The sequence below is a fragment of the Microbacterium sp. ZKA21 genome (assembly GCF_050434165.1).
Classification (GTDB): domain Bacteria; phylum Actinomycetota; class Actinomycetes; order Actinomycetales; family Microbacteriaceae; genus Microbacterium.
Window position 1 is genome coordinate 442,967 of the sequence record NZ_JBNPVV010000001.1, and the last position, 16,324, is coordinate 459,290.

13 protein-coding genes are annotated in these 16,324 nt (G+C 69.2%); 6 read left to right on the plus strand and 7 right to left on the minus strand.

Features of this window, described 5'->3' with window-relative positions; genetic code table 11:
* Positions 1 to 14: 14 nt before the first annotated feature.
* The 4 genes from M2317_RS02275 to manA all read right to left on the minus strand — a co-directional run bounded on the left by M2317_RS02275 (position 15) and on the right by manA (position 6,170).
* Positions 15 to 1,391, minus strand: coding sequence for a DUF5719 family protein (locus M2317_RS02275; RefSeq protein WP_429456918.1), 1,377 nt, complete (start codon positions 1,389 to 1,391; stop codon positions 15 to 17).
* Positions 1,391 to 4,498, minus strand: a complete 3,108-nt coding sequence (locus M2317_RS02280) for a glycosyltransferase (protein WP_429456920.1) — start codon at positions 4,496 to 4,498, stop codon at positions 1,391 to 1,393. The genes M2317_RS02275 and M2317_RS02280 overlap by 1 nt, the downstream gene beginning before the upstream one ends.
* Positions 4,499 to 4,571: 73 nt before the next feature.
* Positions 4,572 to 4,889, minus strand: coding sequence for a WhiB family transcriptional regulator (locus M2317_RS02285; RefSeq protein ID WP_429456921.1), 318 nt, complete (start codon positions 4,887 to 4,889; stop codon positions 4,572 to 4,574).
* Between the two features lie 174 nt (positions 4,890 to 5,063).
* Complete coding sequence (manA, locus tag M2317_RS02290; protein ID WP_429456923.1) at positions 5,064 to 6,170, minus strand: mannose-6-phosphate isomerase, class I; 1,107 nt, start codon at positions 6,168 to 6,170, stop codon at positions 5,064 to 5,066.
* Between the two features lie 68 nt (positions 6,171 to 6,238).
* Between manA and M2317_RS02295 the strand changes: the two genes are divergently transcribed.
* From M2317_RS02295 to M2317_RS02315, 5 genes are all read left to right on the plus strand, one after another.
* A complete protein-coding gene (locus M2317_RS02295) occupies positions 6,239 to 7,660 on the plus strand; it encodes an O-antigen ligase family protein (RefSeq protein ID WP_429456925.1) in 1,422 nt (473 codons plus the stop codon).
* Positions 7,657 to 8,955 carry an O-antigen ligase family protein gene (locus tag M2317_RS02300; RefSeq protein WP_429456927.1) on the plus strand — a complete coding sequence of 433 codons (1,299 nt, stop codon included), beginning with the start codon at positions 7,657 to 7,659 and terminating at the stop codon, positions 8,953 to 8,955. The genes M2317_RS02295 and M2317_RS02300 overlap by 4 nt, the downstream gene beginning before the upstream one ends.
* Before the next feature lie 125 nt (positions 8,956 to 9,080).
* Positions 9,081 to 10,991, plus strand: coding sequence for a glycosyltransferase (locus M2317_RS02305; protein WP_429456930.1), 1,911 nt, complete (start codon positions 9,081 to 9,083; stop codon positions 10,989 to 10,991).
* A complete protein-coding gene (locus M2317_RS02310) occupies positions 10,988 to 11,944 on the plus strand; it encodes a glycosyltransferase (protein WP_429456932.1) in 957 nt (318 codons plus the stop codon). The genes M2317_RS02305 and M2317_RS02310 overlap by 4 nt, the downstream gene beginning before the upstream one ends.
* A complete protein-coding gene (locus M2317_RS02315) occupies positions 11,944 to 12,591 on the plus strand; it encodes a hypothetical protein (RefSeq protein ID WP_429456934.1) in 648 nt (215 codons plus the stop codon). Before M2317_RS02310 ends, M2317_RS02315 begins: the two co-directional genes overlap by 1 nt.
* A 28-nt stretch (positions 12,592 to 12,619) precedes the next feature.
* Here M2317_RS02315 and M2317_RS02320 read toward each other — a convergent pair whose 3' ends face one another.
* From M2317_RS02320 to glf, 3 genes are read right to left on the minus strand one after another with little or no spacing between them, the layout of a single operon-like run.
* Positions 12,620 to 13,354, minus strand: a complete 735-nt coding sequence (locus M2317_RS02320) for an ABC transporter ATP-binding protein (RefSeq protein WP_429456936.1) — start codon at positions 13,352 to 13,354, stop codon at positions 12,620 to 12,622.
* Positions 13,354 to 14,172: an ABC transporter permease gene (locus tag M2317_RS02325; RefSeq protein WP_429456938.1), complete on the minus strand. Its 819-nt coding sequence runs from the start codon at positions 14,170 to 14,172 to the stop codon at positions 13,354 to 13,356. The genes M2317_RS02320 and M2317_RS02325 overlap by 1 nt, the downstream gene beginning before the upstream one ends.
* A gap of 10 nt (positions 14,173 to 14,182) precedes the next feature.
* Positions 14,183 to 15,319: a UDP-galactopyranose mutase gene (glf, locus tag M2317_RS02330; RefSeq protein WP_429456940.1), complete on the minus strand. Its 1,137-nt coding sequence runs from the start codon at positions 15,317 to 15,319 to the stop codon at positions 14,183 to 14,185.
* Positions 15,320 to 15,407: 88 nt separating this feature from the next.
* Here glf and M2317_RS02335 point away from each other — a divergent pair, with 88 nt between their 5' ends.
* Positions 15,408 to 16,289, plus strand: a complete 882-nt coding sequence (locus M2317_RS02335; RefSeq protein ID WP_429456942.1) for a glycosyltransferase — start codon at positions 15,408 to 15,410, stop codon at positions 16,287 to 16,289.
* The last annotated feature ends 35 nt before the right edge of the window (positions 16,290 to 16,324 follow it).

Below are 16,324 nucleotides of genomic sequence, written 5' to 3' on the forward strand. Positions count from 1 at the left end.
GCGATCGTCGGCGTCTACGGATAGACCGTGATCTCGCGTTCCTCACCGGCCCCTGGCGCCACCGGCCATCCGGCCAGCCGCCCCGACTCCGCCATCGTCACCGCGGCGGTGAGCTCGCCGTCCGCCGACAGGCGGTAGACCGTCGCCGGACGCACCGAGATGAGCTCGGCGGACTGCGCCGGCACCGCGACCTCCCGCTCCGTCCCGCCGACCGCCGAGAGCACGACCGTGAGGTCCTGATCGGTGCTGTTGACGAGGTGCAGCTTCGGCGATGGTCCGGCGGGGACGGCGAACAGGGTCTCCTCCAGGGGGGACGCCGGGGTCATCCAGGCGAAATCGGTTCCGCCCCCCGTGCCCTCGCTCTGCCAGATCGCCGCGACCACGGGGGTCGCGGCCGTCACCTCGACGCTGTAGATGCCGAGATCGAGGTCTGCCAGTGCGACATCGAGCGGTGTGGCAGCGGTCAGCGGGACGACGAACTCGGCAGCCGTCGCGCCGGAATCGTCGCGCACGACGACCTGCGCCTCGGTGTCGGCGTCCGGCGCCAGCAGGCGCACCGCGTTCGTCGCCGTTCCGTCCGTGGGGGCGGCGACGATCTGGACGCCGGCGAAGCGCAGGGTCTCGGATGCCTCGATCGCGGATCCCTGCAGGTCGCTTCCCGCCGGATCGAGGGTGCGCGTCAGGGCCGATTGCAGCACCGCACGCACGGGAGCGCCCTCGGCCGTCACGCGCACCACCGGGTCCTCGGCATCCGCCGCGATCGAGGCGAAGGGCATCGCGACCTGCGTCGCCGCGGGGATCACCTGCGTGACAGGCGTGGATGCTCCGCCGTAGACGGTGAGCGTCACGGTGGCGGGGACGGCGCCGGGGTTCGAGAGCACGAGCACGTCGTTGGCGCCGGTCTCGACCGACCCGCCGACGATCCAGGACTGGGTGGCCGCCGGCGAGCACGGCCCGGCCGCAAGCCCTGCGAGATCCTCCTCGGCGAGCGCCAGCGACTCGGATGCCGCGATCTCGGCGCTCGTGCGCCCTTGGACGACCCCGGTGAACACGGCGGACCCGTCGCCGCCGACGAGATCCGGCGTGGCGATCGTGCTCTGCGCCGGTGTCGTGGGCTCGCCGTCGACCGTGATGCGTCCGACACCGGCCGCCTGCATCTGGTCCGCGCTCTGGGATTCGCGACCCAGGGCGCGGAAGGGTCCGGTGCACACCAGGACCGGGTTCCCGGGGACCGTCGCGACCTGCGTGGACGCCGCAGTGGTCTCGATGCCGGGCCAGGGCGCCATGATCGCGGCGCCGGCGCCGACGACGCAGGCGACGACGACGACAGCGCCGATGAACAGGCGTGCCCCGGTCGCGACAACCGCGATCGCGCGCTTTCTGGTAGCCATCAGCGGTCCTCCTCCGGCTCGACGGACGGGCGGGGATCTTCAGCGGCGGGCTCATCGCTCGTGCTCTGTGCATCCGAGGCGTCAGGCGCATCCGAGTCAGCAGCATTGGTGGCCGGTTCGTCCTCGACGCCGCTCTCGGCGGGAGCGGATTGCTCTTCGGCCGGCGGTTCGGCGGCCGCCGTCTCCTCGACGGCCGGTTCCGCGGGCGCAGTGGCGGCATGCTCCTGCACCGCGGCATCCGCTTCATCGTGCGCGGCATCGCCGCCGTGGTGCCGCACCGGAGTCAACGGCTCCTCCGGCGCCTTGCCGACGACACGTGAGATCGCCCTGGCGGCGCGGCGCGAGGCACGCGTCGGCACGGCGAGCAGCAGTGCAGCGAGGATCACGATCAGCTGCAAGGCCGTCACCGAACGCGCGACGCCATGATCGTCACCCGCCTGCGCCGCCCGTGCGGCTCCGTCGGCGCCGGAGTCCTCGAGACGCCAGAGGACGCCGACGCCTGCCACGTCGCCGCCTCGGACGAAACCGGTGCGCTGATCGAGCGCGATGACCGCATCGAGACGGAAGCCCTCGGCCCCGTCATCCGATCCCGGCGGCAGCTCGTCGAGCAGGACGAAGTCGATGCCGAGTTCCGCGAGCTCGGCCGCCGCGTCGAAGTCGCGCGACGAGACGAGATCCACCGCGAGCGCGCTGACGTCGGTCCCCTGGACCTCGGTCGCCGTGCTGAGGATCGTGGTCTGCGCGCCGAGCGTCTCGCTGGCGCCCCACACGACGCGCGTGGCGGCGCTGTCCTCGCCGAGGGGCGTGATGACGAGCGTTCCGAGGTCCCGGTCACCGCGCGCGTTGGCGGCGATGAGGGCGGGCAGCGTGCTTCCGGAGCCCTCCACGAGAGCGCTGCGCCCGGTGTGCACGGCGGTCAGTGCCGGCACGGCGGCCACGGCGAGAGCGGCGCCGGCGACGACCACCGCGATGGTGCGCAGCAACGGCAGGGCGATGAGTGTGTCGAGGGCGACGGCCGCGGCGCCGACGACGCCGACCCACGCGAGGCTCAGCGCGGCGCCGGGCCAGATCGGCGACGGCGTCCCGTGGACGAAGCCGATCGCGACTCCGACGACGAACATGGCCGTCGCAAGGCCCGCGAGGGCGACCGCGAGGAGCACGAAGCCGGCGCGCCAGCGCGGAGCCAGCGCCGACGCCAGGGCGAGCAGCGCCAGCGGAGCGAGCAGCAGCGGTGCCCATGCGGCGATCGCGGGGTCCAGGATCTGCGCCCAGCCGGCGAGATCACCGGTCGGGAATCCGGTCGCCAGCAGCGTCCGCCCCGCAGCATCCGCCTGCGCCTGCGGCGAGAGCCAGAGGTAGCCGGGGTCGGCGATGACGGCCAGGAGATCTCCGCGGCCGAGGCGCCACAGCACCAACGGCAGGAACACCACCAGCGTCGGGATGAGCAGCCACACGATGCGCACCGCGCCGCGCAGCCTCCGCTGCGCCAGCACGATGATGAGGCAGATCGCCCAGATGACAGCCAGCGCCGGTGCGAGCGACGGAGACGCGGCGACCACGCCGACCAGGAGGACGGAAGCCGCACCGGCGGCGCCCCAGGATCGATGAGCGACCGCAGCGCTGTGGAACAGCCACGGCAGCAGCAGGTGGACGATGACCGCGGCAGGACGACCCTCGATGAGCGCGGTCAGGAAGGTCGGGGCGAGGGCCCACGCGATTCCGACGAAGATGCGCAGTCCCGCGCGATCCGTGACGCGCGTCGCCGCGAACCAGCCGCCCAGCACCGCCAGGGGCAGCGCCAGCAGCCAGAGCAGGACGAGCGCGTACGACGGACCGGCAGGCCAGAGCGAGCCGAGGACGGCCAGGACCGCGGCGAAGGGATCGGCGGGTCCCGTGACGCCGACGCCCAGCCCGCGCAGCCCCCACGTGGCGTCCTCCCAGAGGCCGGCGAGCGTGTCGCGCATCGGCAGGAGCCCACCGCCGGCGATGTTCTGCCAGGCCAGGAGCGATGTGAACGCCGCGATGCCGACGACTGCCCCCGCGAGCACGGCCCAGGCGCCGCCGCCGGAGAAGAAGCGCAGTTCGCTGACCGCGCCGCGTTCGCTGCCGTGACCGTCGTCGAGGCGTCGCCGCAGCTGCGACGCGGTCACCCGCAGCGGAGCGATGCTGGACCATCCGGCCGACCGGAAGGCACGGATCCTCCCCCGTGCTCTGGCGACGGCGCCGAAGCGCACCATCGCGGTCGCTGCGGCACCCCATTCCGGCAGCACCGCGGCGGGACGCTTGCCGATGAGATGGATGATCGTGCGCCACAGCGCGAGCGGGAGGAACGACAGCCAGTGCAGCGGCATGGCGAGGGCGGGGGCGTACGCGAGACGCCGGTGCAGCTGGGCGAGCCGCGTGACGTATGCACGCTGCGACGGCCGCTGCGGGAGAGCTGCGGGTCCGTCGGGTTCGACGCGGATGCGGGCGTCCGCGTTCAGGACGACGCGGCCTCCGCCGAGTCGAGCCCTGACACCGAGGTCGAGACCCTCGTCGGCGCCGGCGAGCGCGTCGTCGATCGTGAGGTGCTCCCGCACCTCGGCGCGGATGAGGATGCCGCGGATGTCGGCGCCCAGAGCCTCATCGGCACCATCGTGCTGCCCCTGATCGAGCTCGTTCGCCGCGAGCTCCACAGAGCGGCCGAGGCTCGTCATGGTCTGTCCGAACGAGACGATCTCACGATCGTCATCGGAGCGGACGAGCTTGGGCGCGGCGATGGCGGCGGACGGCGAGCGCTCCAGCGCTCCGGCGAGCTGCGCGAGGGCGCCTGGCGCCGGCGCGCTGTCGTGCGTCAACAGCCAGAGCGAGCTGTCCTCGGGGATCCGCGCCGTCGCCAGAGCGACCGCGTCCGCGAAGGACGTCGTCTGCCTCGTCTCGATGATCGCGTCCGCGATCGCGGCGACGGCCGGGCTCTCCCGCGCAGTGGTGACGTCACCGCACACCACGAGGGTGACCGCGTCGGGGCGACGGGTCTGGGCGGTGAGCGCGTCGATGGTTCGAAGCAGCTGCGCGCGGGCGGTTGCGCCGGAGCGCGCGACGATGACGGCATGAAGTCGGGCTGGCATGGCGTGGTCAGCCTAAGCGCCATGCGTCGTCGTCGCGCTCACCGTCACCGGCGCGCCTGCGAAGCTATGAGTCTCAGCTGGCGCGGCGCTTGAGCTTGCGGCGCTCTCGCTCGGAGAGTCCGCCCCAGATGCCGAAGCGCTCGTCATTGCCGAGCGCGTATTCGAGGCATTCGCCGCGCACATCGCACGAGGTGCAGATGCGTTTGGCGTCACGAGTCGAGCCGCCCTTCTCGGGGAAGAACGCTTCTGGGTCCGTCTGCGCGCACAGCGCATCCGTCTGCCAGGCGAGCGTGTTCTCCTCTTCGGCGTCGATGCGCCGGACCCCGGGAACCCCGAGGTTGACTGGATCGACGAACCAGTTCTCGGGAACGTCGGAACGGTAACCCGTCATGTCGCTCTCCTTGCCCTGTCAGTTGCCCCCCACCGGGCCGTGCTCAACTAATTACACCCGTGTCATTCGCCCTGGTCAAGTCGCGGAGAATAAACCCTCAATCCGGTCTTGAAGGTTCTTGAGCGCTCATCGGCGTGTCGCGCCGGGCGTGTCGGGCGCATGTGCGGGTGCGGCTCAACCGGGCTGCGCGATGAACGCCTCGCCGGTCCCGGTGAGAGTGAGGACGGCTTCGTCGGCGGCGAACAGCGCGGAGCCGATCGCGACGGCGTGCGGCACGTCATCCGCTGCGGACACCGAGACCGAACCGGCCGTGGCGAGCACCATCGCCGGCGAGTGCACGTCGATCGTCACCGGCTCCCCCGCCAGCGTCACGCGCCGGAGGGCGAAGTCGTCCACGCCGACCGGGTAGGACGTCACCGCGGCATCGGCCGGAGACAGGACCGGGACGATGCCGGGCGTCGCATCCACGATGCGCATCAGCTCGTCGACGTCGATGTGCTTGGGGGTGAGACCTCCGCGCAGCACGTTGTCGCTGGCGGCCATGATCTCGACGCCGAGCCCCGCCAGATACGCGTGCAGCAGGCCTGCGCGCAGGAAGATCCCCTCGCCCCGGCGCAGCACGATGTGGTTCATCAGCAGGGCGACCACGACGCCAGGGTCGGAGGGGTACCGCTCGGCGACGACGCGGATGGCGCGCAGCGTCTCGTCGAATTCCGGATCGGATGCCGTGGCGAGCGCCGCGGAGATCTCGGCGACCTCGCCCGCGGCATCCCCCGACAGCAACCAGGCGATGGTGTCACGCAGCCCGTCCTCGCCGGTGAGGCGCGCACGCAGCGCCTGCACGCCCGCGCCCTCGCCGAGCGCGGCGAGCAGACGCAGCGTGTCGGCGACCGGGCGCAGCCCGCCGAGCGCCTCGAACCGCTCGCTGAGGGCGACGATCAGCTCGGGCTTGTGGTTGTCGTCGCGGTAGTTGCGACTCGGGTCGTCCGCGGCGAGGTCGGTTTCGCGGGCCCAGCCGTCCTTCGCCTGCTCGATCGTCGGGTGCACCTGGATCGACAGCGGCCCGCCGGCCGCGAGGATCTTGAGCAGGTACGGCAGGGAACCGCCCGTGACGGCATCCAGCGTCCCGCCGCCGGTGACGTCGGCCGGGTCGCCAGGGTGGTCGCCGAACCAGACTTCGGCCTCCGGCGCACCGGACGGCGAACGGTTCTCGAGCTCGGCGATGAGGGAGGTCGAGCCCCAGGCGTAGTCGCGGGGCACGTTCGAAAGGCTCAGCAGCATGTCCTCCAGCGTAGAGGCCGGGCCCGATCGCAGCGGATGCCGTGACGTGCGCGGTAGCCTGATTCCCGATGGCGCAGTACACGAAGCATCCCGTGGCAGCCCCGCCCACCGCGCCGGAGCGCGAGTCGACGGGGCATCTGCTGTTGCGCGGCTACATCGTGCTCGTGCTGATCGCCGTGTTCGCGCATTCCGCGGTCTACAACCTCGTCGGGCAGATCGGCGCCGGCATCGCCATCGTCGTGCTCACCCTGTCGACGCTCGCGATCGGCATCCCGATGCTCGCCCGCGCGCGCCCCGCCCCCTTCCTCTGGCGACGGCTGCCGTGGGCGGCGCTGACGTACGCGGCGCTCGCGCTGCTGTCGGTGATCTGGTCGGGCTGGCGCGTGCCGACCCTGATCACGTGGGTGCTGCTCGCCGCGGTGACGGTGAACGCCCTGTTCATCGCGCACGCGCTGAGCTGGCACGAGATCCTCCGCGCCCTCGCGTCCGCGTTCAAGTGGATCCTCGGACTATCGCTGGCGATCGAGCTCTGGGCGGCACTCGTGGTGCACGGACCGATCCTGCCGAATTTCGCCGACCTGCCGGGGGGCGATCCCGATCCGCAGTGGTACTGGGTGCGCGCCAACCTCTTCGACGGCGGGCGTCTGCAGGGCATCGTGGGCAACGCGAACCTGCTCGCGTTCCTCTCGCTGCTCGCGATCATCGCTTTCGGCATCCGCTTCGCCCTCGGTGCGCGCTGGCGCACGACCCTGGGGCTGTGGATGCTGCTGGCGGCGTTCTTCTTCGTGCGCGCCTCCTCGGCCACCGCGTGGATCTGCGCCGTCGCGGCCGCGGCCGTCCTCGCCGTCGCGCTGCTCATCCGGCGCACCAGGACACCCCGCGGGCGCGCGAAGGTGTACGCCTGGAGCTTCGGCATCCTCGTGGTCGGCGTGGCCGCGGCCCTGCTGCTGTACCGGCCGATCCTCGCGGCTCTCGGCCGTTCGGCCGACCTCACGGGTCGCAGCGACAAGATCTGGGGTCCCGTCCTCGAGAAGGCGTCGACCAGTCCGGTGATCGGGCTGGGGTTCTCGAGTCCGTGGGTCCCGTCGCACCCCGCGTTCAAGGGCTGGATCACCGATCACGGGATCACCGTGTTCCATGCCCACAACATGTGGATCGACGTGCTGTTCCAGCTCGGCATCATCGGTCTCGTGCTCATGGCGATCGCCTACGGCGCGCTGCTCTGGCGGTCCTGGTTCTTCGCCGTCGACCGACCGCGGTGGGATCTGCGCGCCGACCGGCCGTACTCCCCCGTGACGCTGCTGCCGATCCTGTACACGACCGTGCTGCTCGTGCAGGGGCTCAGCGAATCCACCCCGATCATGCTGTGGGGCTGGCTGCTGCTGGTGCTGCTGTCGTTCAAGATGAAGTCCGTGCCCCTGGTCGGGGTCGGCCTCAGCGAACAGGTCCGCATCACCGAGCGCGGGCGCGGCTCCCGGCGGGTCCCGTGAACCGTCGCCGTGGTCTGGCGGCCCTCCTCGGCTCCGTCGAGATGGCGAGGGCGTTCACGCTGACGGCCCTGCTGGCCGTCTTCGGGTCCTTCGTGATCGCCCGCATGACCTCGACGGTGACGCTGGCGACCATCGTCTTCGCACTGTGCGCCGTCGGGGTCGCGATCCTGGTGGTGCGCCGTGAGGAGCTGTCGCTGCTGCGGCTGGCGCCGTCGTCGCTGCTCGCGTTCCTCGCGCTCGCACTGATCAGCGTGATCTGGACGACGGACCGCAGCGACACCGTGTTCGGCTGGCTGTCCCTGCTGGGGTACGCCGTCCTGGCGATCACGATCGGCCACATCAGGGACACCCTGCAGACGGTGCGCGCCATCGGCGACACGCTTCGGGTGCTGCTGTCGATCTCGCTCGGACTCGAGATCCTCTCCGGCATCCTGCTCGACCTGCCGATCGCATTCCTGGGCATCGAGGGGACGCTCGCATCCGGCGGACCGATCCAGGGCATCTTCGGCACCCGCAACATGCTCGGCTTCGTCGCCGTGATCGCCCTCATCACGTTCGTGATCGAATGGCGCACGCAGTCGGTGACCTCGCCGGTCGCGGTGCCGTCGATCGCGCTGGCGGGGTTCCTCGCACTGCTGTCCGCGTCCCCGACCGTCCTCGTGCTCGCGGCAGGTGTCGGCGTCGCCACGGCGGCGCTCACGATCGTGCGGCATACGGCCGCCGCGCACCGAACCGTCGTCCAGTGGGTGCTCGCCGCGCTCGTGACCGCGGCGCTGGCCGTCGCGTTCCTGCTGCGGCATCCGATCATCGCCTGGCTCGGCGCCGGGTCCGATTTCTCGATGCGCGCCGACCTGTGGAACCGCATCCTCGACTTCGTGGCGGCCAAGCCGCTGCAGGGCTGGGGCTGGTTCGGTCCGTGGCAGCGCGGCGAGTATCCGTTCAACTATCTGAACTACCTGCTCGATCAGCAGCACGCGACCGCGCTCAACGCCTACTTCGACGTCCTCCTGCAGCTGGGCGCCGCGGGTCTGGTGCTGTTCGTGCTGCTCGGCGGGATCGCACTGGTGCGGTCATGGCTCGTCGCGAGCTCGCGGCGCTCGGTCGTGTACGCGTGGACGCCGCTGATACTGGTGACCCTGGCCATCGATTCGATGTTCGAGAGCTTCACGCTGTCGGACGTCGGCTGGTTCATGCTCGTGCTGTGCGCGCTGCGCGCCGGCCAGTCGCGGTCGTGGCGGGAGAACATCGACGCGGTGCAGACGGGTGTGATCCCGACGCTGCCGCCGCAGCGCTGATCCGCCGGGGACCCGCCACGACTCCGGGGATCCCGAGGTCGGCCAGGTAGGCTTGCTCTGCTCGCCTGAGCCGCCCGTCGGCATGTCGTGTCGGCGAGCGCCGCCCCACCCGGAGAGATCATCACGTGACCCACGTCCTGCAGAACGTCGTCTTCCCGCTCGATCGTGACCCCGACCTGCTGCCGCTGTACGCCGACCCGGAGACGTGGTCGACGATCGAGGGCGAGGCCGTCAGGGTGTCCTCCCGCGCGCATCTGGGGAACATCCTCGGGCGCACCCAGGCGCGCATCGTCGCCGGCCGGCGCGTCTCGCTCGGCACCTACTTCAACGCCTTCCCCGCTTCGTACTGGCAGCACTGGACGAGTGTGCGCGACGTGCGCCTGACGGTGCGCACCAGCGGTCCGGCGACCGTCCTGGTGTATCGCTCGAACGGAGCGGGCGTCCAGCAGCGCGTCGCGACGCAGGAGGTCACCGGCGACGCGACCAGCAGCTTCGACCTCTCGCTCACGCAGTTCAGCGACGGCGGCTGGATCTGGTTCGATGTGGTCGCCGACGAGAAGCACGCCGTGCTCGAGGGCGCGCAGTGGACGACCGAACAGGAGCCGACCCGCACGGGCAAGGCCTCGATCGGCATCACGACCTACAACAAGCCGGACTACTGCGTCTCGACGCTCACCGCGCTGGCCGACGCGCCCGAGGTGCTCGACCTCGTCGACCGCATCTTCCTGATCGATCAGGGCACCCAGCTCGTCGCCGAGGAGGACGGGTACGAAGCTGTCGCCGAGCGTCTCGGCGACACGCTCGACATCATCCGCCAGCCCAACCTCGGCGGCTCCGGAGGGTTCGCGCGCGCAATGCACGAGACGCTGCAGCGCCCCGAGAGCGACTTCGTCCAGTTGCTCGATGACGACGTGCGCATCGAACCGGAATCCCTGCGCCGATCGATCATGTTCGCCCGCTACGCGACGAACCCCGTCCTCGTCGGCGGGCACATGTTCGATCTGCTCGACCGCCCCAAGCTGCACGGCTGGGCCGAGGTCGTCGACCAGGTGCCGTTCATGTGGCGCAACCTCTACCAGGAGGAGATGCCGCACGACTTCGGCGCCGCCAACCTGCGTCAGACCCCGCTGCTGCACATGCGCATGGATGCCGATTACAACGGCTGGTGGATGTGTCTGATCCCCCTGGACACGATCCGGGAAGTCGGCCTGTCGCTGCCGGCGTTCATCAAGTGGGACGACGCGGAGTTCTGCCTGCGCGCCGGCGAAGCCGGATTCCCCACCGTCTCGATGCCCGGCGTCGCGCTGTGGCACGTGTCGTGGATCAACAAGGACGACTCGATCGACTGGCAGGCGTACTTCCACGCCCGCAACCGGATCGTCGCCGCCCTCCTGCACTCCGGCGTCAGCCGCGGGGGCAGGCTCATCCGGCACAGCCGCCGCGTCGACCTCAAGCACCTGATGATGATGCAGTACTACCCCGTCGCCCTGCGGGCGCAGGCGCTGCGCGACGTGCTGTCCGGCCCCGACCACATGCGCGGCAACCTTGCAACAGCCATGCCGGCCGCTCGTGCCCTGGCCGCCGAGTTCCCCGAGACGGTCGTGCACCGCGATCCGTCCACGGTGCTGCACTCGCGCCACGGCCGCCAGGTGTACAAGCAGCTGAAGAAGAACGAGTTCGACAGCCCGACCGGTCTGAAGCTGCGCTGGTTCACGCTGTCCACGCTCATCTCGCACTGGCTGCATCGACCCGATCCCGCCAACGTCGCCCAGCCCGAGGTGGAGTTCGGCAAGGGAGACGCCCACTGGTGGCGGCTGCCGCACTTCGACAGCGCGCTGGTGAGCGCCGCCGACGGCTCGGGCAAGAACATCTACACGCGGGACCGCGCCCGCTTCCGCCGCATGCTGCGCGAGACGATCAGCCTGCACCGCCAGTTGCAGCGCCGCTGGCCGGAGCTCCAGCAGCAGTATCGCGGTGCGCTGCCCGGCCTCGTCTCCGACAGCTCCTGGCAGCAGACCTTCGAGGAGAAGGCATGAGCCCCGCCGCGTTCGACCCGGCCTCCGCGACCATCGTCATCGTCACGTTCAACCGCTCGCATCTGCTGACGGGGCTCCTGCGCAGCATCGAGGGCATGGATCCGAAGCCCGGCCATGTGGTCATCATCGACAACGCCTCGTCGGACGACACCACCGACGTGGTCGAGTCGTTCCGCGACACGATCGGCACCGAGATCGTCTATCGCCGCCTCGAGGAGAACACCGGTGGATCCGGCGGCTTCAGCGAGGGCATGCGCACGGCGTACGAGCTCGGATCCGAGTGGATCTGGATGATGGACGACGACGTCGAGGTCGTCTACGACGGCCTCGCCAGGATGGGCGCCTGGACGCCGCGGTTCAAGAGCATCCAGGGCCGCCGGTACGACTACGACGGCAGCGAGTTCTACTGGCAGTACAAGATCGCCGAGCGGATGGGCATCCCGATTCCGTTCGCTCCGGCCGGCTTCGACGCGTCCGGCTTCAAGGAGATGAACAGCGGATGCTTCGAGGGCATGTTCATCCACCGCTCCATCGTCCAGCAGATCGGCCTCCCCGACCCGCGGTTCTTCATCTACTGGGATGACCAGACGTACGGTTGGCTGGCATCGCGCAAGACCACAGCGGTGATCGTGAACGAGTTCGTGCTCCGGCGCACCCGCGAGATCCGCCAGTGGGACATGGGCGTGCGGCACCTGAACGCGTCGAGCAACGCCTACCGGTACTACATCATGCGCAACCGCGCCTACATCAAGCAGTACTACCGCGCGAACCGCGTGTACAACCCCGTGCTGTTCGGGCTCGGTACGACTGCGACGTTCTTCAAGGAACTGATCCGGCTCGTCTTCGTGGAACGCACGGTTCGCGGCACGAGCAACCTCTTCCGCGGCATCCGTGACGGCGGCAGGCTCGGCCGTGACCGGAGCTGGAAGCCGATGCCCCCGCTGGAGGCCTGATGACGAACGAACCGCAGCCCTCGGACGCGCCTCAGCAGGAGGCCGTCTGGTACTTCCCGCCGAAGAAGAACGGCAGCGGGAAGATCTGGCTGATCTCCGCTCTCGCGGGCATCGCCCTGGCGATCGCCGTGGTCTTCCTCGTGTTCGTGCTGCCGAGCGCCTTCGGCCCGGAGGCGTCCCCTTCGCCGACGCCGTCCGACTCCGCCACGCCGAGTCCGAGCCCGACGGCGACCGAAACGCCGACGCCCACGCCGACTCCGACCGCTACTCCGACGCCCACGCCGACTCCGACTCCGACGGCGGATCCCGAGGAGCCCGCTCCCCCGGTTCCCGATCCCGGCGTCGACGAGTTCGCCGCTCAGGTGCAGCCGCAGCTCGACGACGCATCGACCGGTCTGCAGTACGCCGCCGAAGCGGGCGGCGAGCAGGCCGCCTCCGACGTCGGTCTGCTCCGCGAGGATGCCGAACGGCTGTCCGACACGCCTCCGCCGAGCTCGATCGCGGCGGACTGGGCGAGCGGCGTCTCGAACTACCTGTCCGCGTTGGACGACCTGCAGAACGCGTACCGCAGCGGCGGCGACGTCGCAGGCGCCCAGAGCACCGCGACCTCCGCGCTGCAGACGCTGCGCGGCCTCGTCGGGATCTGACGCGGTCTGACGTCGGCACCGGGCGGCGTCAGACCTCCAGATCGGCGTTGTAGCGGTCCAGGACGTCCTCCAGGGGGCCGTCCAGCACGAGCCCACCGCGGTTCAGGTACAGGCCCCTGGTGCAGAACCGTCGCAGATCGCGCTCGTTGTGGCTCACGAAGAACATCGTTCGGCCCTCGGCGAGCAGTTCATCGATGCGGCGGTAGCACTTGTCCTTGAACCCCTTGTCGCCGACCGCGAGCACCTCGTCGACGAGCAGGATCGGCTCGTCCAATTGCGAGACGACCGAGAACGCGAGGCGCACCTTCATACCGCTGGACAGATGCTTGTACGGCGTCTCCTCGAAGCCCTCGAGCTCGGCGAACTCGATGATGCCGTCGTAGCGGCGGGCGATCTCGGCACGCGACATTCCGTGCAGTCCTGCCATCATGCGCACGTTCTCGCGCACGCTGAGATCATTGTGAAATCCACCGGTGAGCTCGATCAGGGGCGCGACCCCGCCGTTCACCGTGACACTGCCCTCGTCGGGCAGGAGGACTCCGGCGACCAGGCGCAGCAGCGTGGATTTGCCCTGGCCGTTGCGGCCGACGACGCCGATCGACTCCCCCGGCTGCACCTCGAACGAGACGTTGCGCAGCGCCCAGAATTCGCCCGGCCTCGACCGCCTCGTCGCGTCGGCGAAGATGTCCTTGAAGTTGCGCCGCCCGCGCCGGTTCCGCCGGAATCGGACGCCCAGTTCTCGCACTTCGATCGCGGCGGCCATCACAGCTCCTTCAGCACGGTGCGCTCGAGTCCGCGGAACGTCCAGGCGCCGAGCGCCAGGATGCCGAAGCTGATCACGACGCTGGCGATGACGGCGACCGGTTCCCACTGGTCGGGGAAGAACGCCATGCGGTAGAGCGTCATGATGCCGGCGAGCGGATTGAACGCACCCAGAGTGTCGAACGGCGCGGGCAGATCCTGGACGCCGTAGATGATCGGCGACGCATAGAACAGCGCCCGCAGGATCAGCGCCGTGGTGCGCTCGAGATCGTTGTACATGACGCACAGCGGAGCGATGAGAAGGCCGAGCCCGACGAGCAGGACGATCTGCAGCAGCACCGCGACGGGGAACCACAGAAGACCCCAGCCGACGTGCACGAGCTTGGCCGGGTCCGCCTCGACCATCACGTTCACGACGACGAAGAGCACGAGCACCGGAAGGGAGAACAGGAACTCCATGCCTTTGCTCAGCACGATCCGGTTGATCCAGATGGACCGCGGGATGTTCGTCGAGCGGACCAGACGCGCGTCCTTCTTGAAGGCCCGCGTGAAGTCCGACACCGCCACGTTGAACCACACCCACGGCAGCAGCGCCGTGATGAGGAAGATGATGTACGGCTCGTCGCCCACCGAACGCTGGAACACCTGCGTGAAGACGAACCAGTAGATCAGGCTCATGATCAGCGGGTCCAGCACCGACCAGAAATAGCCGAGGAAGCTGGTCGAGTAGCGGACCTTGAGGTCGCGTGCCGACAGCAGCCACAGCGAATGCAGGTATCGCCGCGGCATCCCCGGCGCCCCGACAGCAGCGTGACTCACGGTATCGAGTCTAGGAGAGTTGGTTGTTCCACATGGACAGGGCGGAGCCGATGGCCATGTGCATGTCGAGGTACTGGTAGGTGCCCAGGCGTCCGCCGAAGTGGACGTCCTTCTCGCCCTTCGCGAGCTCCCGGTACGCGAGCAGCCCGGCCCGGTCGTCCGTCGTGTTCACCGGGTAGTACGGCTCGTCGGTGCGTTCCGCGAACCGGGAGAACTCCCGCATGATGACCGTGCGGTCCTGCGCGAAGATGTCCTTGCGCTCGGGGTGGAAGTGCTTGAACTCGTGGATCCGGGTGAACGGGACATCCATGTCCGGGTAGTTCATCACGCTCGTGCCCTGGAAGTCACCGATCTCCAGGACCTCCTGCTCGAAGTCCAGCGTCCGCCAGCTCAACGCCCCCTCGGTGTACTCGAAGTACCGGTCCACCGGCCCGGTGTACACGACCGGAACCTGACCGACCATCGCCTTCTTGTGCAACGGCTGCGACTCGTCGAAGAAGTCCACATTCAACTTCACCTCGATGTTCGGGTGATCCGCCATCCGCTCCAACCACGCCGTGTACCCGTCCGTGGGAAGCCCCTCCCACGTGTCGTTGAAGTACCGGTTGTCATACGTGTACCGCACCGGCAACCGGCTGATGATGTCGCCGGACAGCTTGTGCGGGTCCGTCTGCCACTGCTTCGCCGTGTAATCACGGAAGAACGCCTCGAACAGAGGCCGCCCCACCAGAGCGATCCCCTTCTCCTCGAAGTTCGCAGCCGTCGCGACATCGAACTCCCCCGCCTGCTCCCGCACCAGCGCGCGCGCCTCAGCCGGCGAATACGCCGCCTGGAAGAACTGATTGATCGTGCCCAGATTCACCGGCATCGGGAACACCACACTCTTATGATTCGTGTACACCCGGTGCACATAATCCGTGAACGACGTGAACCGGTTCACGTACTCCCACACCGTCGCATTCGACGTGTGGAACAGATGCGCCCCGTACCGGTGCACCTCGATCCCCGTCGACGCCTCCGCCTCACTGTACGCATTCCCACCGATGTGATGACGACGATCGATGACAGTGACCTTACGACCCGCAGCAGCAGCACGCTCAGCAATAGTGAGGCCGAAGAAACCCGACCCGACGACAAGGAGATCCATACCACCATCGTATCCAGGCCAGGCAGTGAACCTTCTGCGCGCCCGCCTCCGAGGGTCCTCCGGGATCGCGACCTATGATGTTCGTGCCATGACTCTGCAGATCTTCATTCCCTACTGGGGGGAACCGGGCCTTCTCTTCGATGCCATCGACTCGGTCCGCGCCCAGCGCAACCCGGATTGGGAACTGACGATCATCGACGACTGCTACCCCGACGAGTCCGTGGGCGAGCGGCTGCGTTCGGAAACGGATCCGCGGATCACGTACATCCGCAACGAGACCAATCTCGGCATCACGGAGAACTACCGCGAAGCGATCCGCCGCGCGACCGGCCGCCACGTCGCGATCCTCGGCTGCGACGATCTGCTGCATCCGAACTACGTCGACGTCATCACCGGCATCCTCGAGCGGCATCCCGATGTGGACGTCGTCCAGCCGGGCGTGCAGGTCATCGACGAGCACGGCACCGTGGTGATGCCGCTCGCCGACCGCATCAAGCAGCGGATGCTGACGCCTCGCGCCGAGACGGTGCTCACCGGCGAGGAGATGGCGACGAGCCTGCTGCGCGGCAACTGGCTGTACTGGCCCTCGCTCACGTTCCGCACCGACACGCTGCGCCGGGTCGACTTCCGCGACGGGCTCCCGATCATCCAGGATCTCGCGCTGCTCGTCGACATCGCGTTCCAGGGCGGCTCGCTCGCCTATTCGCCGACGCTCGCGTTCTCGTACCGCCGTCACAGCGGCAGCGCGTCGCAGAAGACCCTTCTGGACGGACGCCGCTTCAACGACGAACGGACGTACTATGCGACCGCGCGGCGCCAGGCGGCTGCCAAGGGCTGGAAGCGCACGTCCCGGGTGACGCGGATGCGGGTCATGGCACGGCTGCACGCGATCACCGAGCTGCCAGGGGTTCTCCGGCACGGCACGGCCGCTGGGCTAAAGTCGACTCTGGCCCATATCTTCGCCCTGTAGTCACCCGGGCGAGGTGAGGCCCGATTGGAGAGACT

Excerpts from the sequence above, each read along its gene's own strand:
- M2317_RS02280 (WP_429456920.1), bottom strand. The coding sequence starts at position 4,498 with ATGCCAGCCCGACTTCATGCCGTCATCGTCGCGCGCTCCGGCGCAACC.
- M2317_RS02335 (WP_429456942.1), top strand. The coding sequence starts at position 15,408 with ATGACTCTGCAGATCTTCATTCCCTACTGGGGGGAACCGGGCCTTCTC.
- M2317_RS02285 (WP_429456921.1), bottom strand. The coding sequence starts at position 4,889 with ATGACGGGTTACCGTTCCGACGTTCCCGAGAACTGGTTCGTCGATCCA.
- M2317_RS02320 (WP_429456936.1), bottom strand. The coding sequence starts at position 13,354 with ATGGCCGCCGCGATCGAAGTGCGAGAACTGGGCGTCCGATTCCGGCGG.
- M2317_RS02295 (WP_429456925.1), top strand. The coding sequence starts at position 6,239 with ATGGCGCAGTACACGAAGCATCCCGTGGCAGCCCCGCCCACCGCGCCG.
- M2317_RS02310 (WP_429456932.1), top strand. The coding sequence starts at position 10,988 with ATGAGCCCCGCCGCGTTCGACCCGGCCTCCGCGACCATCGTCATCGTC.
- glf (WP_429456940.1), bottom strand. The coding sequence starts at position 15,319 with ATGGATCTCCTTGTCGTCGGGTCGGGTTTCTTCGGCCTCACTATTGCT.
- manA (WP_429456923.1), bottom strand. The coding sequence starts at position 6,170 with ATGCTGCTGAGCCTTTCGAACGTGCCCCGCGACTACGCCTGGGGCTCG.
- M2317_RS02275 (WP_429456918.1), bottom strand. The coding sequence starts at position 1,391 with ATGGCTACCAGAAAGCGCGCGATCGCGGTTGTCGCGACCGGGGCACGC.
- M2317_RS02315 (WP_429456934.1), top strand. The coding sequence starts at position 11,944 with ATGACGAACGAACCGCAGCCCTCGGACGCGCCTCAGCAGGAGGCCGTC.